Annotated in this window: 11 protein-coding genes; 10 read left to right on the top strand and 1 reads right to left on the bottom strand. The window is 72.1% G+C overall.

Going from position 1 to position 12,675, the window contains the following annotated elements; all coding sequences use genetic code 11:
- The 9 genes from I6A60_RS38945 to I6A60_RS38905 all read left to right on the top strand — a co-directional run.
- The coding region (locus I6A60_RS38945) for a TOBE domain-containing protein (protein ID WP_238437159.1) at positions 1 to 376 on the top strand (376 nt) is incomplete at its 5' end.
- Positions 377 to 558: 182 nt separating this feature from the next.
- Positions 559 to 1,944: an ABC transporter substrate-binding protein gene (locus I6A60_RS38940; RefSeq protein WP_203021964.1), complete on the top strand. Its 1,386-nt coding sequence runs from the start codon at positions 559 to 561 to the stop codon at positions 1,942 to 1,944.
- 78 nt (positions 1,945 to 2,022) lie between these two features.
- Entirely contained in the window at positions 2,023 to 3,096 is a 1,074-nt protein-coding gene (locus I6A60_RS38935) for a tyrosine-protein phosphatase (RefSeq protein ID WP_203021963.1), read from the top strand.
- A gap of 37 nt (positions 3,097 to 3,133) precedes the next feature.
- On the top strand, positions 3,134 to 4,039 hold the full coding sequence (locus I6A60_RS38930) for a metallophosphoesterase (protein ID WP_203021962.1): 906 nt from the start codon (positions 3,134 to 3,136) through the stop codon (positions 4,037 to 4,039).
- A gap of 6 nt (positions 4,040 to 4,045) precedes the next feature.
- The gene (locus I6A60_RS38925) at positions 4,046 to 5,023 is read left to right on the top strand and encodes a carbohydrate ABC transporter permease (protein ID WP_203055847.1); all 978 of its coding nucleotides are present in this window, start codon (positions 4,046 to 4,048) and stop codon (positions 5,021 to 5,023) included.
- Positions 5,024 to 5,033: 10 nt separating this feature from the next.
- Positions 5,034 to 5,876: a carbohydrate ABC transporter permease gene (locus I6A60_RS38920; RefSeq protein WP_203021961.1), complete on the top strand. Its 843-nt coding sequence runs from the start codon at positions 5,034 to 5,036 to the stop codon at positions 5,874 to 5,876.
- A gap of 129 nt (positions 5,877 to 6,005) precedes the next feature.
- A complete protein-coding gene (locus tag I6A60_RS38915) occupies positions 6,006 to 7,355 on the top strand; it encodes an ATP-dependent 6-phosphofructokinase (RefSeq protein WP_203021966.1) in 1,350 nt (449 codons plus the stop codon).
- Positions 7,356 to 7,400: 45 nt separating this feature from the next.
- Positions 7,401 to 8,060 (top strand): DsbA family oxidoreductase, encoded by a 660-nt coding sequence (locus I6A60_RS38910; RefSeq protein WP_203021960.1) that lies wholly within the window; start codon positions 7,401 to 7,403, stop codon positions 8,058 to 8,060.
- A 335-nt stretch (positions 8,061 to 8,395) separates the two neighbouring features.
- Positions 8,396 to 9,688: an ABC transporter substrate-binding protein gene (locus tag I6A60_RS38905; protein WP_307874095.1), complete on the top strand. Its 1,293-nt coding sequence runs from the start codon at positions 8,396 to 8,398 to the stop codon at positions 9,686 to 9,688.
- Positions 9,689 to 9,806: 118 nt separating this feature from the next.
- On the opposite strand, the gene I6A60_RS38900 is transcribed toward I6A60_RS38905, so the two are convergent.
- Entirely contained in the window at positions 9,807 to 10,859 is a 1,053-nt protein-coding gene (locus I6A60_RS38900) for an Lrp/AsnC family transcriptional regulator (protein ID WP_203021959.1), read from the bottom strand.
- A gap of 124 nt (positions 10,860 to 10,983) precedes the next feature.
- Between I6A60_RS38900 and I6A60_RS38895 the strand changes: the two genes are divergently transcribed.
- Positions 10,984 to 12,564 (top strand): MFS transporter, encoded by a 1,581-nt coding sequence (locus tag I6A60_RS38895; RefSeq protein WP_203021958.1) that lies wholly within the window; start codon positions 10,984 to 10,986, stop codon positions 12,562 to 12,564.
- Positions 12,565 to 12,675 lie beyond the last annotated feature (111 nt).

Raw genomic sequence — 12,675 nt, 5'->3', positions numbered from 1 at the left:
GGGGCCCCCGGCCCGGGTCGAGCCCCCCCGCGCCAGCCGGCGGGCGCCCGGGGGGGGGGCCCGGGCCGGCGCCCCGGCCGGGCCCGGCGGGGCCCGGCTGACCGGGACCGTGACCGGCCTGGAGAACCTCGGCAGCGAGGAGGTCGGCTGGGTGTCGCTCGGCACCGCCGACGCCGGGACCGGCCGGCCGGTCGCCGTCGCCGTGCGCGGGCCGCGCCCGCTCGGCCTGGCCATCGGCACCCCGGTCGCCCTGACGACGACGCCCGAGCACGTCCACCTCTTCGGCCGGGAGTCCGGGCGCCGGCTCGCCTGGACGCCTGGCGCCGCGATCCCGAGCCCGTCCCGCCCGGTCGAGCTGACCGCCTCCCCCGCCTGACCGCCCAGCACCTGGCCCCCAGCACCTGGCCCCCAGCACCTGAGCACGCCACCCCACGGCCGCCCACACCCGGGCGACGCCGTTCTGAGGCGTGCCCGCCCCAAGGCGGGCACGCGGATCCCGCTCTCGCGGACACGCCGTCTCGCGAACACCTCGTCTCGCGAACACAAAGGAGCCCTGACGTGGCACGTCCACGCCTCGCCCGCGCGGCCGCCGGCCTCGCGCTGCTGTCCTGTCTCGCGGCCGCCTGCGCCACCGGCGGCACGACCACGACCGGCACCGCCGCCGGCGCGACCTCCAGCGCCGGCGCCACCATTCCCGAGCTGACGGCCGACCAGAAGGTCTCGATCACGTTCGAGAGCTACAACCTGGCGAACACCGGCACCTGGAAGCCGGTCATCGAGGGCCTCATCGCGGACTTCGAGAAGCAGTACCCGAACATCACCGTCAAGGCCCAGCCGCCGACGAGCGCCACCGCCGGTGACTTCGTCGGCAGCATCAAGACCGAGGCCCTGGCCGGCAACCCGCCGGACGTCGCCCAGATCACCTTCAACGCGCTCGACTTCGCCGCGACGGCGCTGGCCGCGAAGCCGCTGGACAGTCTCGTCGGCACCGACGCCGTCAAGGCCAACTTCGCCGGCACCCACCCCTTCGCCCCGGCGGCCACCACCCTGGGCGACCTCAACGGGCACACCTACACGATGCCGTACGTGTTCTCCACGCCGGTGCTGTGGATCAACGCCTCGCTGTTCAAGGCCGCCGGGCTCGACCCGACGAAGCCGCCGACCACCTGGGACGAGGTCAGGACCGACGCCCTGGCGATCAAGCAGAAGGCCGGCAAGGACGGCGTCTACCTGGACTGCACCACCAAGGGCTCCGGTGACTGGTGCTTCCAGAGCCTGGTGCGCTCCAACGGCGGCCAGGTCATCTCCGCCGACCGCAAGTCGCTGACCTTCGACCAGCCGGCCGCCGTCGGCGCCGTCTCGATGGCCGCGGACCTGTACAAGTCCGGCGCGACCCCGAACTTCTCCCAGGCCCAGGCCATGGACGCCTTCACCAAGGGTGACCTCGGCATGATGCTGGAGACGTCCGCCCTGCAGGGCGCCTTCATCGCCGGAGCGCAGGCGGGCCACTGGGACCTGACCGCCGCCGCCGAGCCGGGCTTCGGCACCACACCGGCCGTCCCGACCAACTCCGGCTCGGGCCTGTCGATCTTCTCCAACGACCCGGCCAAGCAGCGCGCAGGCTGGGACCTGATCAAGTTCCTGACCAGCGACCACGCCTACACCGAGATCTCCTCGAAGATCGGCTACCTGCCGCTGCGGACCAGCCTGGTCGACGACCCCGCCTTCCTGAAGCCGTGGGCGGACCAGCACCCGCTGATCAGGCCGAACCTCGACCAGCTGACCCGGCTGAAGCCGTGGGTGTCCTTCCCCGGCAACGGCTACCAGCAGATCACCGACCTGATGATGTCCGCCGCCGAGAGCGCCATCTACCAGGGCAAGGACCCGAAGACGACGCTCGCCGACGCCGCCAAGCAGGGCGACAAGCTGTTGCCAGCCTCCTGACCCGATCGTCCGATGTGCGGCGCGCGCTTGTCGACCGTGCGGCAGCGCGCGCCGCCAGGACTTGAAACCCTGAGGACCATGACACTCGACCTGGAAGACACTCCCGGCCTGGACTCTCCCGGCCTGGAAACCCCCGGCCCGGAAACCCCCGGCCCCGGCCCCGACACCGCCGCGGACGCCGACCGCGTGCTGCGGTTGGCCGGCTCGCTCAACCTGCGGGACGTCGGCGACTACCGCGCCGCCGACGGCCGCCGGGTCCGGCGCCGCACCCTGCTGCGCTCGGCGGCGATGCACGGCCTCGGCGACCAGGCCCGCGCGGTGTTCGCGCAGCTTGGGGTCCGCACCGTCGTTGACCTGCGTGAGGCGCAGGAGGCCACGCACGAGCCGGATGCCCTCGGCCGGCTGCCGATCACCACCAGGTGGATCCCGATCTTCTCCGACGGCACCGGGAGGTCCAGCCTGCCGACGATCGTCTCGGCCACCTCCGGCGACGACGCCGCCAGATCGGGGACCGACACTGCCGCCAGATCGGGGACCGACACTGCCGCCAGATCGGGCACCGACAATGCACCCGGGTCGGGCGCCGCGGCGGCCGAGGGGGCGCGCGCGGCCCAGGCGGCCGGGGCCGGGATGACGCTGGCGTCGATCTACGACTTCATCCTCGACGGCAAGGGCGACCGGCTCACGGCCGCGGTGCTCGCGCTCGCCGAGCCCGGCGCGCTGCCCGCGATCGTGCACTGCTCGGCCGGGAAGGACCGGACCGGGCTGACGATCATGCTGGTGCTGGACCTGCTCGGCGTCCCGGACGAGGTCATCGCGCGCGACTACGCGCTGACGGCCGAGCTGCTCGGCGACGAGGCGCAGGCCGCGATCCGCCGCCTCTCGGCCTCGGCTGCCGGTGGCGACCCGGACAACCTGCCCAGCGACCTGATGAGCTCCCCGCCGGAGCTGATCCTGACGGCGCTCGCGCGGGTCCGGGCCAGCCACGGCTCGGCTCGTGGCTACCTGCTCGCCCACGGGGCCACCGACGAGGCGCTCGACGCGCTCACCGAGGCCCTGCTGGTGACCGACAGCCCGCCCGCGACCGACGGCGACACCGCGACCAACGGCGACGCCGCGACCAACGCACGGCCCGACGACGACCCAGCCTGACGACGACACCCGCCCGACCCATCACCGGGAGCTCTCCGTGCGCTTTCTGACCGACCCCCCGACCCCGACGCACACCGTCATCCAGCTCTCCGACACCCACATCGTGCCCGAGGGCGAGCTGTACCACGGCACGCTCGACACCCTCGCCAACGTCGGGGCCGCGTTCGACCAGATCGAGGAGTCCGGCATCGACGTGGCGGCGCTGGTGCTGTCCGGCGACCTCGCCGACGCCGGCGACCTGGCCTCCTACCGGCGGCTGCGCGCCTACGTGGAGCAGCGGGCCGGAGCGCTCGGCCTGCCGGTGCTGTACATGATGGGCAACCACGACAGCCGCGGCCCGTTCCGGGAGGGCCTGCTCGGCGCCGAGCCGACGACCGAGCCCTACGACTACGTGTTCTGGTCCGGCGACCTGCGGATCATCGCGCTCGACTCGACCGAGCCGGGCGAGGTCCTCGGCGTGCTGTCCGACGAGCAGCTGGCCTGGCTGGCCGCCGAGCTCGCCACCCCGGCGCCGGCCGGCACGATCCTCGCGCTGCACCACCCGCCGGTGCCGTCGCCGATCGGGATGCTCAACACCATGGTCCTGGAGGCGCCGGAGCGCCTCGGCCAGGTGATCGCCGGCACCGACGTGAGGATCGTGCTCGCCGGGCACGCGCACCACGGCTCGGTCGGGATCCTCGGCGGCGTGCCGGTCTGGGTCGCGGGCGCGACCGCCTACGCGGCCCGCGCGCTCGGCCCGGCCGGCGGCTACGCGGGTGTCACCGGGGGCGTGTTCACCCGGATCGACGTCTACGCCGACCAGGCCGTCGCCACCGTCATCCCGACGACGGTCGGCGACTCGATCTACGAGCTGACCCCCGACATGCTGGCGAAGTACGCCGACGAGTTCGACCCCGAGGCCGAGCTGACCCACGAGGACCTCGACAAGCTCACGAAGGCGTAGGTACCGATGTTCGTCGAGCTCGCCGCCCCGGCGGCGCTCGCCGGCGCGGGTCGGCCCGTCACCGCTGTCTGCCAGCCGGTGGCGGCCCGGCCCGCGCTGGCCCGGCGGCTGCTCGCCGCCGCCCCGCCGTACCTGTACCTGCTGCCGGCCGTGGCCTGCCTGGTGCTGTGGACGTACAAGCCGCTGGTCGAGGCCGTACAGCTGTCCTTCTACGACTGGAACCTGCTGCCGACGTCGCCCATGACGTACGTCGGGTTCCACAAGTACGCCGAGGTCTTCACCCAGCCGGGCCTGCGCCGGGCGACGCTGAACACCGTCTACTACATCCTCGGCCTGCTGCCGTTCTCGGTCGCGCTGCCGACGGTCATCGCGCTGGTCACCCGCCGGCTCGGCGGGCGCAGCCGCAACGTGTACCGGGCGATCGTCTTCCTGCCGATGCTGGTCGCGCCGGTCGCGGCCGCGGCCGTGTGGAACTGGCTGCTCGACCCGACCGGCCTGTCCAACCAGGCACTCGGCTGGTTCGGCGTCGCCCCGCACAACTGGCTGCGCACCGAGGGGACGGCGCTGCCGGCGATCCTGGCGATCACCGCGTGGTCGATGTGCGGCTTCGCGACGCTCGTCGTCTCGGCCGGCCTGACCGGCATCAGCGCCGACTACGGCGAGGCCGCCGCGATCGACGGCGCCACCGGCTGGCAGATCCTGCGCTGGGTGACGCTGCCGCTGCTGCGCTCGACCCTGCTGTTCCTCGTGCTGATGACGGTGCTGCTGTCCGGGCAGTGGACCTTCCCGCTGCTGGACTCGCTCACCCAGGGCGGTCCGGGCGACAGCTCGTCGAACGTCTACTACCTGCTCTGGGAGCTCGGCTTCCGCAACTTCGACGCCGGTCTCGCGTCGGCAGCCGGGATCGTCTTCTTCCTGGTGTTCGGCCTCATCGCGGCCGCGCTCGTCGCGCTCGCCGACCGGTTCAGCTTCCACGACAACTAAGGAGCACCAGATGAGCGTCCAGTCGGCCGGCCCGCCGAAGGCGCGGCTGGCCTGGGCCGGCGCGGCCGGGCGGCACGCGGTGATGGCCGTGCTGAGCCTGCTCAGCATCATCCCGATCTACTGGATGTACGCCGGGTCGCTGCGCCGGCCCGGCGACATCCTGAGCCAGAACCCGCTGCCGTGGCCGCTCTCGCTGCGCAACTACCACTACGTCCTGCACTCGCTCGACGTGCCGGTGCTGCTCGCCAACACCCTCGTGATCGCGGCGGCGTCGACGGTCGGGCAGCTGCTGGTCTGCCTGCTCGCCGCCTACGCGTTCGCGGCCTGGGACTTCCGCGGCAAGAACGTGCTGTTCCTGCTGTTCGTGGTGACCTGGCTCGTCCCGTTCCAGGTCACGATGATCTCCAACTACCTGGTGCTCAACAAGCTGGGCCTGCTCAACAGCCTGGCCGGCGTGGTCGTCCCGACGCTGTGCTCGGCGCTGGCCGTGCTCATGCTGCGCCAGCACATGCAGGCCTTCCCCCGGGAGCTGCTGGACGCGGCGAAGATCGACGGCCGGCGCTCCTGGTCGACGCTGTGGACGGTCGTCGTGCCGAACCTGCGCCCGGTGCTCGCGTCGCTGGCGATCCTGCTGTTCATCACCGCCTGGAACGAGTACTTCTGGCCGGCACTGGTGCTGCAGCGGGCGAACTCGGTGATCCAGCTCGGCATCCGCGGCTACCTCACCCAGGAGGGCAACGACTGGGGCGCCATCATGGCCGCCTCCGGGCTGGCCTGTCTGCCGATCTTCGCGCTGTACGTCGTGCTGCAGCGCCAGGTCATCGACGCCTTCGTCCGCTCCGGGCTGCGCTGAGCCGAACACGGCCCGGCGTCGGGCTCGGGCGCCTGTAGGCTCGCAGAAAGTCCTGGAAGGGCAGGATCTCGGGGCTCGACGCAGGCAGGAACTCGCAGGCAGGGAGAGGATCAGGGCACGGTGGCTACGCTGGGCGAACCACTGATCGTCGACCATTCGACGCTGGCGGTCCGTAGCCTCGGGCCCAGCCGGGTGACCTCGCCCCTGCTGCCCCTGCTGGGCGAGCGGCCGACCACCGAGCACTACATCGACGAGGCCGACAAGGTCCTGCTCGACGACACGCTGGCGATGGTCTCGTCGCGCAACGTGCCACTGGCCGAGCTACCAAGCTTCGAGGCGGCCGGGCCGCGCCGGAAGATCTACTTCGACCCGGCGAAGACCAGGGTCGGCATCGTCACCTGCGGTGGCCTGTGCCCCGGTCTGAACAACGTCATCCGCGGCCTGGTGACCGAGCTCACCACGCACTACGGCGTCACCCGCATTTTCGGCTTCCGCAACGGCTACCAGGGATTCATCGCGCGCTACGGCCATGACGTCGTCGACCTGACGGCGGAGCGGGTCGCGACGATCGGCGAGGACGGCGGCACGATTCTCGGCACGTCCCGGGGCCAGCAGGACCCGGAGGAGATCGTCGACTGCCTCTCCCGCATGAACATCAGCATTCTGTTCGTCATCGGCGGTGACGGGACGCTGCGCGGCGCCGGTGAGATCGCCCGGGTCGCCACCGAGCGGGGCGAGAAGATCGCCGTCGTCGGGATACCGAAGACCATCGACAACGACATTCCGTTCATCGACCAGAGCTTCGGTTTCCAGACCGCCTTCGCGAAGGCGAGCGAGTCGATCGCCGCCGCGCACGCGGAGGCGACGTCAGCGCCCGGCGGGCTCGGGCTCGTCCGGCTGATGGGACGGCATTCCGGCTTCATCGCCTGCTATGCGTCGCTGGCCAAGTCCGACGCGGACGTGGTGCTCATTCCCGAGGTGCCCTTCGCGCTCGACGGCGAGAACGGGCTGCTGCGCTACCTGCGCCGCCGGATCGAGGAGACCGGCCACGCGGTCGTGGTCGCCGCCGAGGGCGCCGGTCAGGAGCTGTTCGACGCGCAGAGCAACGGCCTCGGGACCGGCACCGACGCCTCCGGCAACCGGCGGCTGTCGGACGTCGGCCAGTTCCTCAGCGGCCGGATCGTCGACTACTTCGCCGGCGCCGGCGTCGAGATCAACCTGAAGTACATCGACCCGAGCTACGTCATTCGCAGCGTGCCGGCGAACCCGTACGACAGCGTCTACTGCATCCGGCTGGCGCACGCCGCCGTGCACGCGGCGATGGCCGGTCGCACCGAGATGGTCGTGGGCCGCTGGCGGCGCCGGTTCATCCACATCCCGATCCCGCTGGCGATCAGCCACCGCAACCAGGTCGACCCGTCGGGTGACCTGTGGATGTCGGTGCTGGAAGCCACCGGCCAGCCGCCCCGCTTTCAGTAGCGCCTTGCTCTCAGTGGCGCACCGCGCAGGAGGACCGAGGAAGCCATGCTGCAGATCGACATCTGGTCGGACGTCGCCTGCCCGTTCTGCTACATCGGGAAGCGTTCCTTCGAAGGTGCCCTGGCGACCTTCGAGCATGCCGACGAGGTCGACGTGCGCTGGCACAGCTTCGAGCTCGACCCGCACGCGCCGAGCGTCCCGGCGACCGGCATCTACGAGCTGCTCGCGGCGAAGTACGGCGTCACCAGGGAACAGGCCGTCGCGATGAACGAGCGGGTCGCCGCGATGGCCGCGACCGTCGGCCTGACCCTGGACTTCGACGCGATCAAGCCGACCAGCACCTTCGCCGCGCACCGTGTCCTGCAGTACGCGGCCACCGAGGACCTGCAGGCCGCGGCCGCCGAGGAGCTGTTCGCCGCCTACTTCACCAAGGGCGCGAACCTGGCCGACCCCGACGAGCTCGCAGACGCCGTGGCCGTCCTCGGCCTGGACCGCGCCCGGCTGCGCGCGGTCGCGGCGGGCGACGAGTTCGCCGGGCAGGTCCGCGCCGACGAGGCGCGCGCCGTCGAGCTGGGCGTCACCGGCGTCCCGTACTTCCTGGTCCAGTCCCGGTACGCGGTGTCCGGAGCACAGCCCCGCGAGACCTTCGAGAAGGCCCTCGTGAAGGCCTGGGACCTCGTCACCGCGGACGCCACCGCCTCCTGAGCTGCCGCCCCAGCTCTCCGGCGGGCGTGAGGTTAGTCACCCAGGGTGGCTGATTTCACGAACTCCGTGGAGCGGCCGCCTTCGGCCGGTCCCGCGAAACCGGCTCGACAGGGCCGCCTCCCTCGCGCACAGCAGCAGTCGTTCCACCCGGCGCGATATGTATGGCGCATACAGAGTGATCCGTGGCAAATAGTGACACACCGTTAGCCCGAAGTGGCCTCGCCGACCCCGTCGAGGCACCGCCAGCGACCGACCGAACCGCAATCCCCCGTTCAGAACTGGGAAATCGGCACGCGATAGCGTGAAACCCAATGATCACGAAAGAATCACGTTCTGTGTCGAACCCCGCCGGGCGAGGCCACGCTGCGCCCGCCGGCCGCCGGCGCGGCCGGATCGCCGCGGCCGCGACAGCGGCCGCCGTGCTCGCGACACTGCCGGCCGCGCTCGCCAGCTGCGGCTCGGCCCAGGACCCGGCGACCGCCGCCAGCGGCAGCTGTCCGTCACCGGGCGTGTCCGGCGACACGATCAAGATCGGTCTCATCTACCCGGACACCGGCGGCCAGATCGCCGACAGCTTCCGGGACATCCGCAGCGCGGTGCAGGCGCGCGTCGACGCGCAGAACGCGGCCGGGGGTGTGCACGGCCGGACGGTCCAGATCGTCTGGCGCGACGACCAGTCCGACCCCGGGCTGTTCCGCACCGCGGCGCAGGACCTGGTCGACAACCAGAAGGTCTTCGGCCTCATCGTCGAGTCGATCGCCGCCGGACCGACCGCGACCTGGCTGCAGGACGGCGGAATCCCGGTCGCCGGGGTCGCCATCGGCGCCGGCACGCACCCGAACATGTTCTCGTTCGGCTCCCTGTACACCGGCCTGAACGTCAACGTCGACACCTTCGGCCGGTACGTGCGGGCCGGCGGCGGAACCAAGGCCCTCGTCGTCGTCGATCCGACGCAACCGGCGGTGGCCGGCCTGGCCGGCGCCTTCGGCTCCAGCCTGACCAGCCAGGGCGTGCAGGTCGCCGGCCAGGAGAACTACACCGCCGGCTCCGTCACCCCCACGCACGTCGTCGACGCGCTGCGCCACGCCGGCGCCGACACCCTCATCGGCGTGCTGAAGCCGGCCGACTTCGCCGACATCTATGCCGCGGCCAAGACGGCCGGGGTCAAGATCAAGGTCGCCCTGAGCGCCGCCGGCTACGAGCAGAACCTGCTCAACCAGCGGGGCGCGGCCCTCGCCGGCATGTCGGTGATCGTCGGGTACACCTCGTTCGAGCAGGCCTCACCCGCGATGACGGCCTTCCACAGCGCGATGGCGACCTACTCCCCCGAGCTTCAGGACCCGAACACGGAGGCCGCGCTCTCGGCCTACGTCTCGACCGACGAGATGCTCAAGGGCCTCGACCTCGCCGGTGCCTGCCCGACCCGGGAGGGCTTCATCTCCGGCCTGCACAAGGTCACCGACTACTCGGCCGGCGGCCTGATCGCTCCCACGGACCTGAGCAACCCGACGGCCGCGGCGACGTGCTTCAACTTCGTGAAGGCCAACGCGACGGGGACCAGGTTCGAGCCGGTCGCGCCGCCCGCCGGCAGCTCAGACGGGTTCTGGTGTGGCAAGCCGCTGAGCTAGCCACCGCCGGGACCACCGGTTTCGGGGCTGGGAGAAACTCCTTTTTCTCTCAGCCCCGAACGCTTTCCCAGCCCGAACGCCCTGCCAGCCGGAACACCCTGGCAGCCCGAACAGCGGGTCAGGCCGGGTCGAGCAGGCGGCCGTCCTCGTCGGCCAGCCCGCCGGCCTGCTTGACGTTGCGCAGGACCGGCGAGATCTCGCACGTCTGCACGCCGTCCAGCGCGCCGATCCGGCTGGTGGTGAAGGTGTACAGCTCGGCCAGGTCGTGGCACAGGACCGTGGCGACCAGGTTGTGCGGCCCGGAGGTGGCCGCCGCGAAACAGACCTCCGGAAGAGCCGCGAGTGTCTGACCGGTCTGGTGCAGCACGGACGGCGTGACCCGCAGGTAGACGTGGGCTGCGGCGGTGTAGCCGAACCTGCGCAGGGCCAGGTCCATGTCGATGAAGACCGTGTTGGTGGCCAGCAGCGTGGCCAGCCGGCGGGTGACCCGTCCCTCGGTGATCCCGGCGGCGGTGGCGAGCTCGGCGTAGCTCGCCCGCCCGTCCCGGGCGAGCGCCGCGATGATCGCCAGGTCGGTCGGTTCGAGGCGGACCGGCGCCGCCACCTCGCGGCCCGCCGGCAGCTCGGAGCTGGCCGTGAGCGCGGCGGCCTCCTCGGCGGTCACACAGCCGGCGAGGCCGTCCCAGTCGTCGGAGCGATCTCCGATGAAGATGTGCAGCACCACGGCGGCATCGATGTCGAGGACATGCGCGGTGCGCGGCAGCCGGCGGGTCAGCAGCGTCTCGCGCTGCTCGGCCGACAGCGACCGCATCGAGAAGACCAGCTCGGACCCGGCCGCCGCCAGCGACAGCCAGCGGACGTCGTCCCGGCGCGCGAGCGCGGTGGCGAGTGCCTCCGCGCTGTCGGGCCGGCACCGCACCCGGACCATCCACGGGTGCTGCCCGGCCACCCTGGGGTTGACCGTGGCGAAGATCCGCAGGAAGCCGTCCCGGCGCAGCGCGCGGTAGCGGCGGGCGACGGTCCGCTCGGGCAGCCCGAGGATGGACCCGAGCCGCGCGAAGCTGGCCCGCGGCGCCACCTGCAGGGCCCGCACGACCCGCTGGTCGTCGGAGTCCATCACCACAGCGTCGAGGCTCGGCGTGACGCTTTCCGGCGCCTGGGTCACCACCATGGACGGAAATCTACATCCTCGCGCCGAGGGCGGGGAATCCTCGGCGGCTGTCGGCAGACTGGTGCGCACCGCCGCGAAACACGTCGCCGACGACGCCCGCGGCACTCGCCCAGGGGAGTGGTCGATGGAACGCAAGTGGTGGACGCTGGTGGTGGTCTGCGCGGCGACGTTCATGTTGCTGCTGGACATCACGATCGTCGTGGTGGCGCTGCCTGACATCCAGCGAGCCTTGAAGACCAGCTTCAGCGACGTGCAGTGGGTCATCGACGCCTACTCGCTGACCCTGGCCGCGCTGCTGCTGACGGCCGGGTCGCTGGCCGACCGGTTCGGCCGGCGCAAGCTGTTCCTGATCGGCCTGGTGATCTTCACCGCCGGGTCGCTGCTGTGCGCCGTGGCGACGAGCCCACTCATGCTCATCATCTCGCGGGCGCTGCAGGGGGTCGGCGGCGCGATCCTGTTCTCGACGTCGCTCGCGCTGCTCGCGATGAACTTCCACGGCAGGGAGCGCGGGGTCGCGTTCGGTGTCTGGGGCGCGGTGACCGGCGTGTCGACCGCGCTCGGGCCCATCCTCGGCGGCCTCATCACCAGCGGCATCAGCTGGCGCGGCATCTTCTGGGTGAACCTGCCGATCGGCGTCGCGGCGGTCGCGGTCACCCTGGCGAAGGTCGACGAGTCGCGCGCCCCGCACGCGCACCGGCCGGACTGGGCCGGTTTCGGCACCCTCACGGCCGGGCTGGTCTCGCTCGTCTACGGGCTGATCCGGGCCAGCGAGACCAGCTGGAGCGACACCGGGGTGGTCGTCTGCCTCGCCCTGGCCGTGGTGTTCCTCGCGGCGTTCGTCGTCGTCGAGGCGCGGGTGGCGCATCCGATGTTCGACCTGTCGCTGCTGCGCATCCCGACGTTCCTCGGCGGCTCGGTCGCGGCCTTCGCGATGAACGGCTCGCTGTACGCGATGCTGCTCTACCTGACGGTCTACCTGCAGGACGACCTGGGCTACTCGGCGCTGCAGACCGGCGTACGGCTGCTGATCCTCTCCAGCGCCGCCACGGTCGTCTCCATCGCGTCGGGGCGGGCGTCGGCGTTCCTGCCGGTGCGCTGGCTGATCGGCCTCGGTCTGCTCCTCGTCGGCACCGGGCTGCTGTTGATGTCGGGGCTGTCGGCGCACAGCAGCTGGACGCACCTGATCGCGGGGTTCCTCGTCGCCGGCGCCGGCTCCGGCCTGGTGAACCCGCCGCTGGCCTCGACCGCGGTCGGCGTCGTGCACCCGTTCCGCTCGGGCATGGCCTCCGGGGTGAACACCACGTTCCGCCAGGTCGGGATCGCCGTCGGCGTCGCGGCCTACGGCTCGATCTTCACCGCCGTGCTGGCGCACGACCTCAGCCGGCACCTCGACGGCGTGCCGGGCCTCGCCGGGCAGGGCGACCGGATCTCCGACGCGGTCCACTCCGGCGCCGCGGGCCAGGTCATCGCCGCCGCGCCCGCCGCGGTCCGCGGGGACCTGGTCGAGGCCATCCACGCCAGCTTCGCCGGGGCCCTCAACGACCTGTTCGTCACCGCCGGGATCCTCGCTCTCGCCGGCGGCGTGCTCGCCCTGGTCCTCATCCGGGCGAAGGACTTCGCGGCCGTCGCCCAGCAGGGCGGCCAGGCGGCGGGAGGCGGCGGTCAGCCGCCGGTCCGGCCCGAAGCCGCGACGTCCGCCTCGTGATCTCGGCTCGGGGGCGCCCCGGCCCCCCCCCCCGCCGGGGGGGGGGGGGGGGGGGGGGGGCGGGGGGGGGGGGGGGGGGGGGGGGGGGGCGGGGGGGGGGGGGGGGGGGCC

This window comes from Frankia sp. AgB1.9 (assembly GCF_016786355.1).
Lineage (GTDB): Bacteria > Actinomycetota > Actinomycetes > Frankiales > Frankiaceae > Pseudofrankia.
This window is presented reverse-complemented; position numbering and strand designations above follow the sequence as displayed.